Below are 17211 nucleotides of genomic sequence, written 5' to 3' on the forward strand. Positions count from 1 at the left end.
CACGACGTTAAAATGGCGGTTCCGCAGCGTCCCGCGCGCCATTCACCCGTCCCCATGTACAAAGTCATCGCCACCGATCTCGACGGCACCCTGCTGAACAGCGACCACCAGCTCGATCCGTACACGATCGAGACCGTCCGCCGGCTCGACCGCGACGGCCTGCAGTTCGTGATCGCGACGGGGCGCCACTACGCGGACGTCGCCGGCATCCGGGACGTGCTGGGCATTCGGCCGTACCTGATCACGTCGAACGGCGCGCGCGTGCATGCGCCGGACGACACGGCGATCCACGCGCAGGACATCGATCCCGCGATCGTCCGCGGCCTCGTGCAGCCGGGTGTGACCGGCGCGCACGGGCGCGTGATCGTCAACCTGTTTACCGACCGCGGCTGGCTGATCGACCGCGACGCGCCGCACCTGCTCGAATTCCACCAGGATTCGGGATTCCGGTACGACGTGATCGACATGTCCGCGCACGACGGCGCCGATATCGCGAAGGTGCTGTACATCGGCGAGCCGGCCGATCTGGCGGTGGTCGCCGAGCAGATGCGCGTGCGGTTCGGCGATGCGCTGTACGTCACGTACTCGCTGCCCGACTGTCTCGAAGTGATGGCCGCCAACGTGTCGAAGGGTCGCGCGCTGCGTGCGGTGCTCGCGCGGCTCGGCGTCGATACCGGTCACTGCATTGCGTTCGGCGACAACATGAATGACATCGATCTGCTCGAAACGGCCGGTCACGCGTTCATGATGAACAACGCGAACCCCGACCTGATCGCGCACCTGCCGCACATCCCGCGAATCGGCAACAACTTCGACGCGGGCGTCGCCCGTCACCTGCGCACGCTGTTCGCGCTCGAGGACACCCTCGACGGTGTCGCCGCTTCCTGAGCGGCCATGAAAAACGGGCGCCAGCGGCGCCCGTTCAAATTACCTGCCTCTATGTTGTTCGACAGCGTGAGGCTCGCTGCTCTGCTCGCGTGACCCCGTAGTGTTTTATTCGTTGGTGCGAGCGGATGCGGGCAGCAGGCCGACGGCATCGTCGCGCCCTGCGATCAGCGGATAGACGATCCCTGCGATTGCCGCACCGATGATCGGCGCGACCCAGAACAGCCACAGCTGGCCGATCGCCTCGCCGCCGACGAACAGCGCCGGGCCGGTCGAGCGGGCCGGGTTGACTGACGTATTGGTGACCGGGATCGAGATCAGGTGGATCAACGTCAGGCACAGGCCGATCGCGATCGGCGCGAAGCCGGCAGGCGCGCGCTTGTCGGTGGCGCCGAGAATCACGAACAGGAAGAAGCCCGTCATCACGACTTCGCAAATGAATGCCGCGCCGAGCGAGTAGTGGCCGGGCGAGCGCTCGCCGAAGCCGTTCGTCGCAAAGCCGCTGCCGACGACGTCGAAGCCCGGCTTGCCGGTCGCGATCAGGTACAGCACGAATGCACCCAGCGTGGCACCGACCACCTGCGCAACGATGTACGGCGCGAGATCGCGCGCCGGGAAGCGGCCGGCGACCGTCAGGCCGACGCTCACCGCCGGATTCAGGTGGCAGCCCGAAATATGGCCGATCGCGAATGCCATCGTCAGCACGGTCAGGCCGAAGGCGAGTGCGACGCCGGCAAAGCCGATGCCGAGGCCCGGAAAGGCGGCGGCCAGCACGGCGCTTCCGCACCCGCCGAGCACCAGCCAGAACGTGCCGAATACCTCTGCAGCCAGACGCTGAGAAAGATTCATGTAAGGACCTCGTTCAAGTGGGTTGAAGACAAACGGACGACCGGATGAGTTATTCCGACGCCCGGAATTGGTCTGGATTATAGGAAATGAATCGGGTTCGAGAGGGTCAACGATTGTTAAATCCGAATGGCTGGCGAATGGCTTTTATTAGAATAAGTCCGCATTCTCGATATCGACGAATCGGTTAAAGATGACAGCATTAATTTCGAAGAGCAGGGCGGCGGTACGATGACGTAACGGATGTTGGCGTTCCGGTCGAGCTCGCCGGAGCTGCATCATGGAAAAGGGGAGTCGAAAAATGTCTCAATACGCGAAAATCAAGGCGCAAATCGCCGAGTTGCAAGCCCAGGCGGAGGACGTGCGTCGCCAGGAAGTGGCGGCGGTGATTGCCGACGTCCAGCGAATGATTGCCGAATATGGCCTGACGGCCGAGGACCTGGGCTTCGCGGAGCGAGCGCGGCGCGGCCGTCCGCCTAAAAAGACGCCGCTGCCCCCGAAATACCGCGATCCGAAGTCGGGGGCAACCTGGAGCGGGCGCGGCAAGCCGCCGAATTGGATCGTCGGGAAAAACCGCGATCGTTTCCTGATCGAATGACCGCGCAAAAACAAAGAGCCGCATCGACGATGCGGCTCTTTGGCGTTTTCGGAATTCTCACGCCGATTTCGGCGCGAATTTTACCGATTATTTCCTGACGAATTTCGGCATCAGGCGCCCGCGACTTGGCGTAAGGCCGGCCGTTTTGCCGCCGTGCAAAGCGATTCGTAAGTTTCGACATAACGCTGCGCCATCGCTTTCGAGCTGAAGCGCGTATCGAAACGTGCGCGGATCGCGTCGCGCGACAGGCTGTCGATCCGGTGCAGCGCACCGACGGCGCCCTGTACGTCCTCGACGATGAAGCCGGTCACGCCGTCCTCGATCACTTCCGGCACCGAGCCGCGGTTGAACGCGACGACCGGCGTGCCGCAGGCCATCGCCTCGATCATCACCAGGCCGAACGGCTCCGGCCAGTCGATCGGGAACAGCAGCGCCTTAGCGCCGGACAGGAACGCCGGCTTCTGCGCCTCGTTGATCTCGCCGATGAATTCGACGTGCGCCTCGCCGAGCAGCGGTTCGATCACTTCCTTGAAGTAGTCGGCGTCGGCCTTGTCGACCTTCGCGGCGATCTTCAGCGGCAGCCCGCTTTGCGCGGCGATCCGGATCGCGGTGTCGACTCGCTTTTCGGGGCAGATCCGGCCGAGGAACGCGAGGTATTCGGGCTTCACGTCCGGTTGCGGCGTGAGCAGCGTGTCGGGCAGCCCGTGATACACGGTCCCGGCCCAGGCGGCCTGCGGCAGCGGCTTGCGCTGGTTGTTCGAGATCGACACGACCGGCGCGTCCGGGAATGCGTCGAACACCGGCTTCAGCTCCGGCAGGTCGAGGCGGCCGTGCAGCGTCGTCACATAAGGCGTATCGAGGCGCGACATCAGCGAGAACGGCAGGTAGTCGAGGTGGAAGTGCAGCACGTCGAATTCGTGCGCGACTCGGGCGACCTGCTCGATCAGGCGCATATGGGGCGCCATCGAATCGCGGATCGACGGGTCGAGCCGCAGTGCGCGCGGCCATGCCGCCTCGAGACGGGCGGACGTGACGGAGTCGCCGCTCGCGAACAGCGTCACGTCGTGGTCGAGCTCGACGAGCGCCTCGGTGAGGTAGGACACGACACGCTCGGTGCCGCCATAGAGTTTCGGCGGGACGGCTTCGTAAAGGGGCGCGATCTGGGCAATACGCATGGGCGTTCTCCGATGTCGACCAGCGAGGGGCGCTCGAGTGCGCATGCTGGTCCGATGCAGGGTTGCGGAACTCGCCGACGCACGCGCTCGGCGGTACGTGGCCCGGTCCGGGGCGCGGTGCGCGGGAGGCCGGGCGGCAAGCTGCGGGGCGGGCCGGCGCGGCTCCCGCCGCCGCCCATTGGAGTCCATTATCGATATCGCCTTCAGGGGTTCGAGTGTTTTTTCAAACACTTAAGGCTTGTTACACCGTGAAATACGCGAAAACCCCGAAAAAAAGGGTGCGGAATCATAAAGCGATACGGCAACGAGAATTGTTGCGCTATCGTGAAAAACCACTATAATTTTTCGGATTCACTTCCCGGCAGCCTTGCCGGAAGGCCTTCAGCCGGATTCGTCCCATGTCGGACCGCATCGTCGACGAATTCGCGCGTCATTCGCCCCCCGTTTGTTTCCTTTCAATTCGCCTTGTCGGAAAAATTCCTACACGGTTTACAGACAAATCCTGCGCGGCACACGCCACTTCGCTGATACCGGCATAAATGCCGTTTGGCCAAAATTCGCCCTGTAAGAATATAAACGTGCCGACGGTGTGCCCAGTGGGGCCTGATCGAGCAAACGTTTTCATAACATGAAAGGCCAAAGCAAAGCTCTTAACGGGGGAATCATGAGCGCTAACAGCGATATGCTCAGTGAGATCAAAGAGGTGAACCTGTCGTACCTCCTCCTCGCGCAGCGCCTGCTGCGGGAAGACAAAGCGATGGGCATGTTCCGCATGGGAGTTTCCGAGGAACTGGCCGATGTGCTCGCGAACCTCACGCTCGCCCAGACCGTGAAGCTCGCTGCATCGAACCAGATGTTGTGCCGCTTCCGCTTCGACGATCACGCGTTGTTGTCGTCGCTCGCCGACAAGGGGCGCAGCGACGTCGTCACGCACGCGCATTCGGCCATCCTGATGGCCGGCCAGCCGGTCGAAAGCGTCCGCTGATCCCTCCCCGCCTTGCGTTTGTCTCGGCGCGCCGCGCCGGCAGGCAGCGTCTTGGCCACTCATCCGAACAACGTCAAGCGGACGGTTATTCACCATGGCAAGCAAAAGCGTCGTGATCGAGGTGAAGGAAATCACCCTCGCCATCGAACTGATCGAACTGGGCGCCCGGCTGCAACTGCTGGAGGCGGAGACGAGCCTGTCGCGCGATCGCCTGATCAAGCTGTACAAGGAGCTGAAGGGCGCGTCGCCGCCGAAGGGGATGCTGCCGTTCTCGACCGACTGGTTCATGACGTGGCAGCCGAACATTCACTCGTCGCTGTTCTACAACATCTACCGGTTCATGCAGGACCACGGCCGCTGCGAGCCGATCCAGTCGATCGTGAAGGCGTACCGGCTCTATCAGGAGCACGTGAAGCTGTCCGGCGACGAGGCCGCGCTGAGCCTCACGCGCGCATGGACGCTGGTGCGCTTCTTCGACTCGGGGATGCTGCAGATGACCCCGTGCACGCGCTGCGGCGGCCACTTTGTCGCGCATGCGCATGATCCGCATCAAGGTTTCGTGTGCGGCCTGTGCCAGCCGCCGTCGCGCGCGGGCAAGACCCGCAAGGCTGCCGCCGCACGCGCCGAGCTGTCCGCCGCCGCGGCCTGAGCGCCGGGCCGGGCAGGGCTGGGCGGGGCGCGAGCGGCCGCCGCACGGCTGCCGCTCGCCGCGCGAACCGGGCGCGGCTTGCTGGTAAACACCGCCGCGCGGCCACGGCGCGGCCGCGAAAGTTTTCCTGCCGACTGCCGTAAACCTGATTAACGGCGGTCTCCCCGCCGGTCATTCGTGAGGGACAGGCAGTGCTGATTATCGTGGGAACACTCGTGACGCTGTTGTCCGTCTTCGGCGGTTACGCGCTGGCAGGCGGGCATCTGGGCGCATTGATCCAGCCGGTCGAGATCCTGATGATCGCGGGCGCGGGCGTCGGCGCGTTCATCCTCGGCAACGGCATGAAGACCATCAAGGGGACGCTGCGTGTGCTGCCGACGCTCTTCAAGGGCTCGAAGTACACCAAGGACGTCTATATGGAGCTGATGGCGCTCCTGTACGTGCTGCTCGCGAAGGCGCGCAAGGAAGGCACGCTGACGCTCGAGGCCGACATCGACGATCCGGACAAGAGCCCGATCTTCACGCAATACCCGAAGATCCTCGCCGATCGCCACATCGTCGAATTCCTGACCGACTACCTGCGCCTGATGGTGGGCGGCAACATGAACGCGTTCGAGATCGAGAGCCTGATGGACGAGGAGATCGAGACGCACCACGCCGAAGGCGAGGGCCCCGCGCACGCGCTGATGCGCGTCGGCGACGCGATGCCGGCGTTCGGGATCGTCGCGGCGGTGATGGGCGTCGTGCATACGATGGCATCCGCCGACAAGCCGCCCGCGGTGCTCGGCGCGATGATCGCGCAGGCGCTGGTCGGCACGTTCCTCGGCATCCTGCTGTCGTACGGGCTGATCGGGCCGCTCGCGAGCCTCGCGGAGCAGCGCGTGGCCGAGTCGACCAAGATGTTCCAGTGCATCAAGGTGACGATTCTCGCGAGCCTGAACGGCTATGCGCCGGCGATCGCGGTGGAGTTCGGCCGCAAGGTGCTGTTCTCGACCGAGCGGCCGTCGTTTACCGAGCTCGAAGAGCACGTGCGCCGCGTGAAGGCGAAGTGACGCGGAGCGTTCTATGAGCAAGAGCAAGGATCGCGCAATCGTCGTGAAACGGGTGGCCCCGCAGAAGAAGGGCCACCACGGCGGCGCATGGAAGCTCGCCTATGCGGACTTCATGACCGCGATGATGGCGTTCTTCCTGCTGATGTGGCTGCTGAGCTCGGTCACGCCGGTGCAGCTGAAGGGGATCGCCGAGTACTTCAACACGCCGCTGAAGGCCGCGCTGTTCGGCAGCGGCGATCGCAGCTCGCAGGACTCGAGCATCATCAACGGCGGCGGCCGCGACCTGTCGAGCGTCGACGCCGGCACGCTGCGCCGCACCGACGGCACGACGTCGCTCGCCGACCGCGTCGCGAAGGCCGGCGACGACAAGACGCGCTCGCAGGCGCAGGGCGCGCAGGACCGGCTCGAGCAGGCGCGCCTGCACGACCTGCAGATCAAGTTGATGGCGGCGATCGAGGCGAACCCGACGCTGCGCCAGTTCAAGCAGCAGATCCGTATCGATTCGACGCTGATGGGGCTGCGCATCGAAATCGTCGATACGCAGAAGCGGCCGATGTTCGCGATGTCGAGCGATCATGTCGAGCCGTACATGCGCGACATCCTGCGCGAGATCGGCAAGACGCTGAACGACGTGCCGAACCGGATCATCGTCCAGGGCCACACCGACGCGGTGCCGTACGCGGGCGGCGAGGGCGGCTACAGCAACTGGGAGCTGTCGGCCGACCGCGCGAACGCGTCGCGCCGCGAACTGATCGCGGGCGGCATGGACGAGGCGAAGGTGCTGCGCGTGCTCGGTCTCGCGTCGACGCAGAACCTGAACAAGGCCGATCCGCTCGATCCGGAAAACCGCCGGATCAGCGTGATCGTGCTGAACCGCAAATCCGAAGACGCGCTGATGCGCGACGACGCGACGACCACGACGCTGTCGGCCGACGCGGCGGGCTCGAAGCTGCTGGCCCAGCAGCTCGGCAGCCCGGCGCAGGCCGCGCGACCGGCGCTGGCGAGCGCCGTCGCCGTGGCACCGAAACCCTGACGTTTCCAAGATTTCGAGACAGACATGATCCGAACCATTCTCGCCATCGACGACTCGGCGACCATGCGTGCGCTGCTGCAGGCGACGCTGGCGCAGGCCGGCTACGACGTGACGGTGGCGCCGGACGGCGAAGCCGGCTTCGACATGGCGGCCACCGTGCCGTACGACCTGGTGCTGACCGACCAGAACATGCCGCGCAAGAGCGGGCTCGAGGTGATCGCCGCGCTGCGCAAGCTGACGGCCTACGCGGACACGCCGATCCTCGTGCTGACCACCGAAGGCAGCGATGCCTTCAAGGACGCCGCGCGCGACGCGGGCGCGACCGGCTGGATCGAGAAGCCGATCGACCCGGCCGTACTGATCGACCTGGTCGCGACGCTGTCCGAACAGACCGCCTCCTGACATGAACGCGACGAATCCAACCGGTGACCGGGCATGACTCTCGACATCACGCAGTTCTACCAGACCTTTTTCGACGAAGCGGACGAGTTGCTCGCGCAGATGGAGCAACTGCTGCTCAACCTCGACGTCGGCTCGCCCGACCCCGAGGACCTGGCCGCGATCTTCCGCGCCGCGCATTCGATCAAGGGCGGCGCGGCGACCTTCGGCTTTTCCGCGCTGACCGAGACGACCCACATCCTCGAGTCGCTGCTCGACCGCGCGCGCAACCATGAGCTGACGCTGACCAAGGAAATGGTCGACGCATTCCTCGAGACCAAGGACGTGCTGTCCGCCCAGCTGGTCGACTATCGCGCGAGCGCGGAACCGGACGCGGCGGCTGCCGCGACGATCTGCGCGAAGCTCGAACGCCTGAAGGCCGAGAGCGGCGCGGATGGACCCGCGGCCGTCGTACCGGCCGAAGCGGCCGCACCGGCGCCGGCGCCTTCCGCCGACGACCGCGTGCCCGATCACGTGGTCGAACAGGCCGTCGCGGCCGCGCATCCGGCGGACGATGCCGGCGCGGGCGGCCCGCACCTGAAGATCACGCTCGTCGGCGTCGACGCGAAGGACCAGGCGCTGCTCACCGAGGAACTCGGCAATCTCGGCCGGATCGTCGGCCGCGAGGAAGCGGGCGCGAACCTGACGCTGTGGCTCGAATCGGACGTGCCGTCCGACGACATCGTCGCCGTGTGCTGTTTCGTGATCGACGACAGCCAGATCCGCATCGCGCGCGGCACCGCGCCGGCCGCACCGGCGGCGCCTGCCGTCGCGCCGGCCGCGCTCGAAACGGCCGCGGCGCCGGAGCCGGCCGCACGCGTCGAGGTATTCGCGCAAGCCCCCGGTGCCGCACCGGCCGCCGCACCGCAAGCGCCGGCGCAGCCGAGCGCCGCCGCGCAACCGGCGCCGCAACCGCAGGCCGAACCCGCCGCGCCCGCTGCCCACGCTGCCGCGCACCACGACGACAAGCGTCCGCGCCCGGCCGCCGCCGCATCGGGCGCCGAAGGCAGCTCGATCCGCGTCGGCGTCGAGAAGGTCGACCAGCTGATCAACCTGGTCGGCGAACTCGTGATCACGCAGGCGATGCTCGCGGAAACGGCGAGCGCGTTCGATCCGGCACTGCACGACCGCCTGTTCAACGGGATGGCGCAACTGGAACGCAACGCGCGCGATCTGCAGGAAGCGGTGATGTCGATCCGCATGATGCCGATGGACTACGTGTTCAGCCGTTTCCCGCGCCTCGTGCGCGACCTGGCCGGCAAGCTCGGCAAGCAGGTCGAGCTCGTCACGTTCGGCCAGGCGACCGAGCTCGACAAGAGCCTGATCGAGCGGATCATCGACCCGCTCACGCACCTCGTGCGCAACAGCCTCGACCACGGGATTGAGACCGTCGACAAACGCATCGCCGCGGGCAAGGACGCGGTCGGCCAGCTCGTGCTGTCGGCCGCGCATCACGGCGGCAACATCGTGATCGAGGTCAGCGACGACGGCGGCGGCCTGAACCGCGAGCGGATTCTCGCGAAGGCCGCGAAGCAGGGGATGCAGGTATCCGACAACATCAGCGACGACGAAGTCTGGCAACTGATCTTCGCGCCGGGCTTTTCGACCGCCGAGACGGTGACCGACGTGTCGGGCCGCGGCGTCGGGATGGACGTCGTGAAGCGCAACATCCAGTCGATGGGCGGCCACGTCGAGATCTCGTCGCAGGCCGGCCGCGGCACGACCACGCGGATCGTGCTGCCGCTCACGCTCGCGATTCTCGACGGGATGTCGGTGAAGGTCGGCAGCGAGATCTTCATCCTGCCGCTGAACTTCGTGATGGAGTCGCTGCAGCCGTCGAACGACGACATCTACACGGTCGGCAACGGCGAGCGCGTGGTGCGCGTGCGCGGTGAATACCTGCCGCTCGTCGCGCTGCACGAGGTGTTCTCGGTCGAGGACGCGCGTACCGATCCGACCCAGGGGATCGTCACGATCATGGAAACCGAGGGGCGCCGCTTCGCGATGCTGATCGACGAGCTGGTCGGCCAGCAGCAGGTGGTCGTGAAAAACCTCGAAACGAACTACCGCAAGGTGCACGGCATCTCGGCGGCGACCATCCTCGGCGACGGCAGCGTCGCGTTGATCGTCGACGTCGCGGCGCTGAACCGTGAAACCCGTGCGACGCACGGCGCCCGAGCCGGCGCCGAGCTCGCAATCTTCTGACTCTCGCCATTCAACCGATTGGGGGCAAACGTGTCTGCTGAAGTCCAAATGATCAATACGGCCGCTGCGAACGCGGCGACCAGCCGCCGCGACGCGGAGCAGGGCGATGCGACGGGCCAGGAGTTCCTCGTCTTCACGCTCGGCGACGAGGAATACGGGATCGACATCCTGAAGGTGCAGGAAATCCGCGGCTACGACAGCGTCACGCGCATCGCGAACGCGCCCGAATTCATCAAGGGCGTGATCAACCTGCGCGGGATCATCGTGCCGATCGTCGACATGCGGATCAAGTTCCATCTCGGCCGCGTGGAGTACGACCACCAGACCGTCGTGATCATCCTGAACGTGTCGAACCGCGTGGTCGGGATGGTGGTCGACGGCGTGTCGGACGTGCTGACGCTGCAGACCGACCAGATCATGCCGGCGCCGGAATTCGGCGCGACGCTGACGACCGAGTACCTGACGGGCCTCGGCACGGTCGACGGCCGGATGCTGATCCTGATGGACATCGAGAAGCTGATGTCGAGCCGTGAAATGGCGCTGATCGAGACGCTCGGCGGGTAAGCACGCCGGGCAGGAATTTCGGGAGAATCTGCAATGTTGCATAACTGGTCGATCCGCACGACGCTGACGGCGGTCGGACTCATCCTCGTGTGCCTGGCCGCCGCGGTCGGCGGGCTCGGCCTCTACGCGCTCAATCACGCGAGCCGTTCGCTCGACGAGATCGCGCACGTCGACCTGCCGGCGATCCATACGCTCGACGACACGTCGTCTTACCTGCTGCGCGCGCGCGTGTCGCTCGATCGCTTCCGCTCGCTGACCGAAGCCGGCAACACGGCCGACGCCGGCAAGGTGCTCGACCGCGCGCAGGAGCTGTACGCGAAGTCGAACCAGAACTGGCAGGCGTTCCAGTCGACGCCGAAGCTCGGGGTCGAGCAGGCGCTCATCGACGAGCTCACCGCCCGCTACACGACGATCGTGAAGGAAGGCGTCGAGCCCGAATTCGCGGCCGCGCGCGCGGGCGACATGGCCGCGTACCACGCGGTCGCAGACACGAAGATCAGCCCGATGTTCGTCGCGTACGACCAGGCCGCGTCGGCCGTGGTCGCATCGCTGCAGAAGCGCGCGGAAGAGCGCCAGGCCGCGACGCAGTCGCAGATCTCGCTGATGATCGGCCTGATCGCGGCCGGCATCGCGATCGCGTTCGCCGTCGTGATCGCGATCCGCTTCGCGCTGCGCGGCCTGATCGTGAAGCCGCTCGAAGACGCGATCGCGCACTTCGAGCGCATCGCAGGCGGCGACCTCACGCAGCCGGTGAACGTGTTCAGCACGAACGAGATCGGCCGCCTGTTCGGCGGCATCAAGCGGATGCAGGACGCCGTGACGACGATGGTGCAGGCCGTGCATCGCGGCACGGAGTCGATCGACGTCGGCGCGCGCGAAATCTCGACCGGCAACACCGACCTGTCGCAGCGCACCGAAGAGCAGGCCGCGTCGCTGCAGGAAACCGCATCGAGCATGGAGCAGCTGACCGGCACCGTGCGGCAGAACGCGGAGAACGCGCGGCAGGCGAGCCAGCTCGCGGTGAACGCGTCCGACATCGCGACGCAGGGCGGCGAGGTGGTCGGCCAGGTCGTGTCGACGATGCAGGACATCGCGGCGAGCTCGGGCAAGGTCGTCGACATCATCGGCACGATCGAGGGCATCGCGTTCCAGACCAACATTCTCGCGTTGAACGCGGCGGTCGAAGCCGCGCGCGCGGGCGAGCAGGGCCGCGGCTTCGCGGTGGTCGCGGGCGAAGTGCGCTCGCTGGCGCAGCGCAGCGCGAGCGCCGCGAAGGAAATCAAGCAGCTGATCGGCGACTCGGCCGAGAAGGTCGAAAGCGGGTCGGCGCTCGTCGCGCGGGCCGGCTCGACGATGGACGAGATCGTGCAGGCCGTGCGCCGCGTGACCGACATCATGGGCGAGATCAGCGCCGCGTCGGAAGAGCAGTCGACCGGCATCGAGCAGGTCAACCGCGCGGTCGGCCAGATGGATTCGGTCACGCAGCAGAACGCGGCGCTCGTCGAGCAGGCAGCGGCCGCGGCCGCATCGCTCGAGGAGCAGACGCGCCAGATGAAGGCGATCGTGTCGGAGTGGCGCGTCGCGGGCGGCATCGCGCTCGCGCCGGCGCGCAATGCTGCACGCCCGGCCGCGCACGCACCGGCGTTGCCGACGGCGCAGCGTCACGAAGCCTCGCCGGCCGCACTGCCGGCACCGCAGGCTGCGGTGCAGCCGGCCCGTCGCGCCGCACCGGCGCCGCATGCCGCGGCACCGGCCGCGAGCCACGACACGAAGCGCGCGCCGGACGCCGCTGCCGCACGCGCATCGAAGGAAGCGCCGGCCGCGGGCGGCTATGGCCCGCGTCTCGCGAAGGCGGCCGCCGCACCGGCGCAGAAGCCTGCCGAGAAGCCCGCACTGATGCGCCCCGCGCTGAACGGCGAGAAGCCGGCGATGGCGGCGGCCGGCACGTCCGACGACGACTGGGAGACTTTCTAAGCCATGCCGTCCGCGCGCGCACCGTTTCGACCTGATGCACCGGATGCCTCGCCCCGCGCGGGCGAGCCGGGGCGCGACTTCGCGTTCACCGGCGCGGATTTCGCACGCATCCGCGCGCTGATCCATCAACGCGCGGGCATTTCGCTGTCCGAGCACAAGCGTGACATGGCGTACAGCCGGCTCGCACGCCGGCTGCGCGCACGCGGCCTCGACACGTTCCGCGACTACCTCGACCTGCTCGAGCAGGAGGACGATCCGCTCGAGTGGGAAGCGTTCACCAACGCGCTGACGACGAACCTGACCGCGTTCTTCCGTGAGGCGCACCATTTCCCGATCCTGGCCGACTTCGTGAAGGGTCGCGCGGCGCCCGTGTCGGTGTGGTGCTCGGCGGCGTCGACCGGCGAGGAGCCTTACTCGATCGCGATCACGCTGATCGAGGCGCTCGGCGAATCGGCCGCACGCGGCGCATCGATCCTCGCGACCGATCTCGACACGCAGGTGCTCGCGAAGGCCGAGGCCGGCATCTATACGTACGACCAGGTCAAGCACCTGAGCCCGGAGCGGCTCAAGCGCTTCTTCCTGAAAGGCACGGGCGCGCAGGCCGGCCGCGTGAAGGTGCGCCCGGAACTGCGCGCGATGATCCGCTTCGAGCAGCTGAACCTGACCGATGCCGACTACGGGATCGCGAAGCCGTTCGACGCGATCTTCTGCCGCAACGTGATGATCTATTTCGACAAGCCGACGCAGGGGCAGGTGCTGTCGCGCTTCGAGCCGCTCGTGAAGCCGGGCGGCCTGCTGTTCGCCGGGCATTCGGAGAATTTCACGTACGTCTCGCAGGCGTTCCGGCTGCGCGGGCAGACGGTGTACGAACTGACGCGCGATGCCGCGCCGGGCCTGCGCCCGCGCGGCGCCGCGCCGGCCGCGCCGGTGCCGCCGCGCGCCCATGCGCGTGCCGCGCTCGCCGCGCCCGCTTACGGAGAACGCGGATGAGCGCCCTGCCGATCGCGACCAATCGCTACTTCGACAACCACTTCGAACGCCCGGGCGTGAAGCTGCTTCCGAACGAGTTCTACACGACGTCCGAGGACATGGTGCTGATGACCGTGCTCGGCTCGTGCGTCGCCGCGTGCCTGCACGACCCGTTGGCGGGCATCGGCGGGATGAATCACTTCATGCTGCCCGACGACGGCGCCGATGCCGGCGCGGCCGCGTCGGAGTCGATGCGCTACGGCGCGTACGCGATGGAAGTGCTGATCAACGAACTGATCAAGGCCGGCGGGCGCCGCGAGCGCTTCGAGGCGAAGGTGTTCGGCGGCGCGGCCGTGCTGGCCGGCATGACGACCATCAACATCGGCGACCGCAACGCGGATTTCGTGCGCCGCTATCTGGCGCTCGAACGCATCCGCATCACCGCCGAGGACTTGCAGGGCGTGCACCCGCGCAAGGTCGCGTTCATGCCGCGCACCGGCCGCGCGATGGTGAAGAAGCTGCGGCTGCAGGTGCCGGGCGTGACCGAGCGCGAAGCCGCGCTGGCGCGCGAGGCCGACCGCGTGCGCGCCGACCGGCAGCGCGCGCACGTCGAGCTGTTCGCGGCGAAGCGGCCGGCCGCGCCGCCGCCGGCACGCCCGCGCATCGAGCTGTTCGGCGCACGCGGCGGCACGGGCGCGCAGACGACGAACACGAAGGCCGGCAGCCCGTATGCGGCCAACCTTTCGAGAAAGCAGGAGGCATGACCGCAGTGCAGAAGATCAAAGTGTTGTGCGTCGACGACTCGGCGCTGATCCGCAGCCTGATGACGGAGATCATCAACAGCCAGCCCGACATGGAAGTGTGCGCGACCGCGCCCGATCCGCTCGTCGCGCGCGAGCTCATCAAGCAGCACAACCCGGACGTCCTGACGCTGGACGTCGAAATGCCGCGCATGGACGGGCTCGACTTCCTCGAGAAGCTGATGCGCCTGCGGCCGATGCCGGTCGTGATGGTGTCGTCGCTGACCGAGCGCGGCTCCGAGATCACGCTGCGCGCGCTCGAACTCGGCGCGGTGGATTTCGTCACGAAGCCGCGCGTCGGGATTCGCGACGGCATGCTCGACTACGCGGAAAAGCTCGCGGACAAGATCCGCGCGGCATCGCGCGCGCGCGTGCGCCAGGCGCCGCAGCCGCAGGCCGCCGCGCGCACGGCGAGCGGCCAGCCGGCCGCGCCGATGGTCAACAACCCGCTCGTCAGTACCGAGAAGCTGATCATCATCGGCGCGTCCACGGGCGGCACCGAGGCGATCCGCGAGGTGCTGACGCCGCTGCCGCCGGATGCGCCGGCGGTGCTGATCGCCCAGCACATGCCGCCCGGCTTCACGAAGTCCTTCGCGCAGCGGCTGAACGGCCTGTGCCGGATCGCGGTGAAGGAAGCCGAACACGGCGAGCGCGTGCTGCCGGGCCATGCGTACATCGCGCCGGGCCACGCGCACCTGCTGCTCGCGCGCAGCGGCGCGAACTACATCGCGCAGCTGTCCGACGAGCCGCCGGTGAACCGGCACCGCCCGTCGGTCGACGTGCTGTTCCGCTCGGCGGCGCAGCACGCGGGCAAGAACGCGATCGGCGTGATCCTCACGGGGATGGGCCGCGACGGCGCGGCCGGCCTGCTGGACATGAAGCGCGCGGGCGCCCACACGTTCGCGCAGGACGAGGCGAGCTGCATCGTGTTCGGGATGCCGCGCGAGGCGATCGCGCTCGGCGGCGCGGACGAGGTCGCGCCGCTTTCCGAGATGAGCCGGCGCGTGATGGCGCGACTGGCGACGATGGGCGACCGCGTACAGCGCGTCTGAATGAAATGTCACGGGGCAGGTGCGATGCTGCGGGCCCCGACGGTAACGAATCTGCAAAGGAACGACGATGGACAAGAGCATGAAAATCCTGGTGGTGGACGATTTCCCGACGATGCGCCGGATCGTCCGCAACCTGCTCAAGGAACTGGGCTACACGAACGTCGACGAAGCCGAGGACGGCGCGGCCGGCCTCGCGCGGCTGCGCGGCGGCGGCTTCGACTTCGTGATCTCCGACTGGAACATGCCGAACCTCGACGGCCTCGCGATGCTGAAGGAAATCCGCGCGGACGCGACCCTCACGCACCTGCCGGTGCTGATGGTCACGGCGGAGTCGAAGAAGGAGAACATCATCGCGGCCGCGCAGGCAGGCGCGAGCGGCTACGTCGTGAAGCCGTTCACGGCCGCGACGCTCGACGAGAAGCTGAACAAGATCATCGACAAGATGGCCAAGGCCGGGAGCTGACGTGAACGAGCCGATCCATGCGGCGCTCGCCGGCGCGGCAATCAACGCCGACGGCCACGCCGAAGGCGCCGATTACGCGAGCGACCGGATCCTCGCGCGCATCGGCCACGTCACGCGCACGCTGCGCGATTCGATGCGCGAGCTCGGGCTCGACAAGCATGTCGAGCGCGCGGCGGAAGCCGTGCCCGATGCGCGCGACCGGCTGCGCTACGTCGCGACGATGACCGAGCAGGCGGCCGAGCGCGTGCTGAACGCGATCGAGGTCGCCAAGCCGATGCAGGAGCGCATCCAGAACGAGGCCGAGGCGCTCGATGCGCGCTGGGCGCAGTGGTATGCGGCACCGATCGAGCACGCGGAAGTGCGCGAGCTGATGGACGACACGCGCACGTTCCTGCGCGCGCTGCCGGAGGCGGCGTCGGCGACCAGCGCGCAGCTGCTCGAGATCATGCTCGCGCAGGATTTCCAGGACCTGACCGGGCAGGTGATCAAGAAGATCATGGACATGGTCTACCTGATCGAGCAGCAGCTGCTCACCGTGCTCGTTGAGAACATCGCACCCGAGCGGCGCGAGCAGTTCGCGGCGACCGCGGCCGCGCTCGCGGCCGAGCAGATCAGCGCGACCGGCAGCCCCGAGTCGCTGCTGAACGGGCCGCAGATCGCGCCGGAAGGCAAGTCCGACGTCGTGCAGGATCAGGCGCAGGTCGACGACCTGCTGGCGAGTCTCGGCTTCTGATCCTGCCGCATCGCATCGGCGCCGCGCCCGATCGCGGAGCGGCCCGGTGCGCATGGCTTTCCCGATGCTTGTCACACGAGCCCCCACGTGCGGGTCGTGCCGCATGGCATGTTGCGTTGCGTCATGCCACGTTGATTTGACACTGCGGCACACTCCGCAGGCATACTACGCGTCAGCAGCAATGAAGCGTCATTGTTAAGACTTTCATTTGTTGACTGGCGGCGCCCGATCTGACGGCGGCGCGCCGGCAACGAAGCCAGTCCCTTGGGGGGGAACGTGAAGCTGAAACGCTTGGGCTGGGCCGCCGCGCACGCGACGGCCGCAATGGGTGTGCTGTGGACCGTCCACGCACAGGCCGAACTGGGCGGCGCGCCGATGTCGCCTCCCGCGGACGATCACGCTGCCACGGTGCGCGCGCTGCAGCGCGCGATGCGCTCCGCCGACGGCGCGCAGGCGAACGCGGCCGCCTACACCGTCCGCGAGATCACGCTCGGATCGGGCACCGTCATCCACGAATACACGACCGCGGCCGGCACCGTGTTCGGCCTCGCCTGGCGCGGGCCGAGCATGCCGGACCTCGAGTCGCTGCTCGGCAGCTATTTCCCGCAGTACACCGCCGGCGTCCAGGTCGCGCATGCGGCGCGCGGCTGGCGCGCGCCCGTGTCCGTCGATACGAGCGGCCTCGTGATCCGCACGGGCGGCCACATGGGCGCCTTCGCGGGCCAGGCGTGGCTGCCGACGGCGCTGCCTGCCGGGCTGACCGGCAACGACATCCAGTGACAGCGGGAGA

At 67.3% G+C, this 17211-nt stretch carries 18 protein-coding genes; 16 read left to right on the plus strand and 2 right to left on the minus strand.

What is annotated here, in order from left to right; all coding sequences use genetic code 11:
• The first annotated feature begins 54 nt into the window (after window positions 1–54).
• Complete coding sequence (locus WS75_RS21020; RefSeq protein ID WP_059682787.1) at window positions 55–888, plus strand: Cof-type HAD-IIB family hydrolase; 834 nt, start codon at window positions 55–57, stop codon at window positions 886–888.
• A 105-nt stretch (window positions 889–993) separates the two neighbouring features.
• Here the strand turns inward: WS75_RS21020 and aqpZ are convergent, their stop codons facing one another.
• Window positions 994–1734, minus strand: coding sequence for an aquaporin Z (gene aqpZ / locus WS75_RS21025; RefSeq protein ID WP_059601946.1), 741 nt, complete (start codon window positions 1732–1734; stop codon window positions 994–996).
• Window positions 1735–2032: 298 nt separating this feature from the next.
• Between aqpZ and WS75_RS21030 the strand changes: the two genes are divergently transcribed.
• Entirely contained in the window at window positions 2033–2329 is a 297-nt protein-coding gene (locus tag WS75_RS21030) for an H-NS histone family protein (protein ID WP_059682789.1), read from the plus strand.
• A 110-nt stretch (window positions 2330–2439) separates the two neighbouring features.
• Here WS75_RS21030 and WS75_RS21035 read toward each other — a convergent pair whose 3' ends face one another.
• Window positions 2440–3504: a glycosyltransferase family 4 protein gene (locus WS75_RS21035; RefSeq protein ID WP_059682792.1), complete on the minus strand. Its 1065-nt coding sequence runs from the start codon at window positions 3502–3504 to the stop codon at window positions 2440–2442.
• 664 nt (window positions 3505–4168) lie between these two features.
• On the opposite strand from WS75_RS21035, the gene flhD reads away from it, so the two are divergent.
• The 14 genes from flhD to WS75_RS21105 all read left to right on the plus strand — a co-directional run bounded on the left by flhD (window position 4169) and on the right by WS75_RS21105 (window position 17201).
• Complete coding sequence (gene flhD, locus WS75_RS21040) at window positions 4169–4489, plus strand: flagellar transcriptional regulator FlhD (RefSeq protein ID WP_059682795.1); 321 nt, start codon at window positions 4169–4171, stop codon at window positions 4487–4489.
• Between the two features lie 94 nt (window positions 4490–4583).
• Window positions 4584–5138, plus strand: a complete 555-nt coding sequence (gene flhC, locus WS75_RS21045) for a flagellar transcriptional regulator FlhC (RefSeq protein ID WP_059601940.1) — start codon at window positions 4584–4586, stop codon at window positions 5136–5138.
• Between the two features lie 191 nt (window positions 5139–5329).
• A complete protein-coding gene (gene motA / locus WS75_RS21050) occupies window positions 5330–6190 on the plus strand; it encodes a flagellar motor stator protein MotA (protein WP_059452624.1) in 861 nt (286 codons plus the stop codon).
• Window positions 6191–6203: 13 nt separating this feature from the next.
• A complete protein-coding gene (gene motB, locus WS75_RS21055; protein WP_059682796.1) occupies window positions 6204–7223 on the plus strand; it encodes a flagellar motor protein MotB in 1020 nt (339 codons plus the stop codon).
• 24 nt (window positions 7224–7247) lie between these two features.
• Window positions 7248–7625, plus strand: coding sequence for a response regulator (locus tag WS75_RS21060; protein WP_059682798.1), 378 nt, complete (start codon window positions 7248–7250; stop codon window positions 7623–7625).
• A gap of 33 nt (window positions 7626–7658) precedes the next feature.
• Window positions 7659–9866: a chemotaxis protein CheA gene (gene cheA, locus WS75_RS21065; RefSeq protein WP_059682799.1), complete on the plus strand. Its 2208-nt coding sequence runs from the start codon at window positions 7659–7661 to the stop codon at window positions 9864–9866.
• 48 nt (window positions 9867–9914) lie between these two features.
• Window positions 9915–10430 (plus strand): chemotaxis protein CheW, encoded by a 516-nt coding sequence (cheW, locus tag WS75_RS21070; protein WP_059601930.1) that lies wholly within the window; start codon window positions 9915–9917, stop codon window positions 10428–10430.
• Between the two features lie 33 nt (window positions 10431–10463).
• Window positions 10464–12404, plus strand: a complete 1941-nt coding sequence (locus tag WS75_RS21075; protein ID WP_059682801.1) for a methyl-accepting chemotaxis protein — start codon at window positions 10464–10466, stop codon at window positions 12402–12404.
• Window positions 12405–12407: 3 nt separating this feature from the next.
• Window positions 12408–13394 (plus strand): CheR family methyltransferase, encoded by a 987-nt coding sequence (locus WS75_RS21080; protein WP_059682803.1) that lies wholly within the window; start codon window positions 12408–12410, stop codon window positions 13392–13394.
• Window positions 13391–14137, plus strand: a complete 747-nt coding sequence (gene cheD, locus WS75_RS21085; RefSeq protein WP_059601924.1) for a chemoreceptor glutamine deamidase CheD — start codon at window positions 13391–13393, stop codon at window positions 14135–14137. Before WS75_RS21080 ends, cheD begins: the two co-directional genes overlap by 4 nt.
• Window positions 14134–15225, plus strand: coding sequence for a protein-glutamate methylesterase/protein-glutamine glutaminase (locus tag WS75_RS21090; protein ID WP_059682805.1), 1092 nt, complete (start codon window positions 14134–14136; stop codon window positions 15223–15225). The genes cheD and WS75_RS21090 overlap by 4 nt, the downstream gene beginning before the upstream one ends.
• A 67-nt stretch (window positions 15226–15292) precedes the next feature.
• On the plus strand, window positions 15293–15688 hold the full coding sequence (gene cheY / locus WS75_RS21095; RefSeq protein ID WP_006754880.1) for a chemotaxis response regulator CheY: 396 nt from the start codon (window positions 15293–15295) through the stop codon (window positions 15686–15688).
• Window position 15689: 1 nt separating this feature from the next.
• Window positions 15690–16421: a protein phosphatase CheZ gene (gene cheZ / locus WS75_RS21100; protein ID WP_059601920.1), complete on the plus strand. Its 732-nt coding sequence runs from the start codon at window positions 15690–15692 to the stop codon at window positions 16419–16421.
• Between the two features lie 276 nt (window positions 16422–16697).
• Window positions 16698–17201, plus strand: coding sequence for a DUF2844 domain-containing protein (locus WS75_RS21105; RefSeq protein ID WP_059682806.1), 504 nt, complete (start codon window positions 16698–16700; stop codon window positions 17199–17201).
• Window positions 17202–17211: the final 10 nt, after the last annotated feature.

The sequence above is a fragment of the Burkholderia sp. FL-7-2-10-S1-D7 genome (assembly GCF_001524185.1).
Classification (GTDB): Bacteria; Pseudomonadota; Gammaproteobacteria; order Burkholderiales; family Burkholderiaceae; genus Burkholderia; species Burkholderia diffusa.

Bases quoted from the DNA above. Each gene is read 5' to 3' on its own strand.
- WS75_RS21020 (WP_059682787.1), top strand. From the start codon at position 55: ATGTACAAAGTCATCGCCACCGATCTCGACGGCACCCTGCTGAACAGC.
- aqpZ (WP_059601946.1), bottom strand. From the start codon at position 1,734: ATGAATCTTTCTCAGCGTCTGGCTGCAGAGGTATTCGGCACGTTCTGG.
- WS75_RS21030 (WP_059682789.1), top strand. From the start codon at position 2,033: ATGTCTCAATACGCGAAAATCAAGGCGCAAATCGCCGAGTTGCAAGCC.
- WS75_RS21035 (WP_059682792.1), bottom strand. From the start codon at position 3,504: ATGCGTATTGCCCAGATCGCGCCCCTTTACGAAGCCGTCCCGCCGAAA.
- flhD (WP_059682795.1), top strand. From the start codon at position 4,169: ATGAGCGCTAACAGCGATATGCTCAGTGAGATCAAAGAGGTGAACCTG.
- flhC (WP_059601940.1), top strand. From the start codon at position 4,584: ATGGCAAGCAAAAGCGTCGTGATCGAGGTGAAGGAAATCACCCTCGCC.
- motB (WP_059682796.1), top strand. From the start codon at position 6,204: ATGAGCAAGAGCAAGGATCGCGCAATCGTCGTGAAACGGGTGGCCCCG.
- WS75_RS21060 (WP_059682798.1), top strand. From the start codon at position 7,248: ATGATCCGAACCATTCTCGCCATCGACGACTCGGCGACCATGCGTGCG.
- cheA (WP_059682799.1), top strand. From the start codon at position 7,659: ATGACTCTCGACATCACGCAGTTCTACCAGACCTTTTTCGACGAAGCG.
- cheW (WP_059601930.1), top strand. From the start codon at position 9,915: ATGATCAATACGGCCGCTGCGAACGCGGCGACCAGCCGCCGCGACGCG.
- WS75_RS21075 (WP_059682801.1), top strand. From the start codon at position 10,464: ATGTTGCATAACTGGTCGATCCGCACGACGCTGACGGCGGTCGGACTC.
- WS75_RS21080 (WP_059682803.1), top strand. From the start codon at position 12,408: ATGCCGTCCGCGCGCGCACCGTTTCGACCTGATGCACCGGATGCCTCG.
- cheD (WP_059601924.1), top strand. From the start codon at position 13,391: ATGAGCGCCCTGCCGATCGCGACCAATCGCTACTTCGACAACCACTTC.
- WS75_RS21090 (WP_059682805.1), top strand. From the start codon at position 14,134: ATGACCGCAGTGCAGAAGATCAAAGTGTTGTGCGTCGACGACTCGGCG.
- cheY (WP_006754880.1), top strand. From the start codon at position 15,293: ATGGACAAGAGCATGAAAATCCTGGTGGTGGACGATTTCCCGACGATG.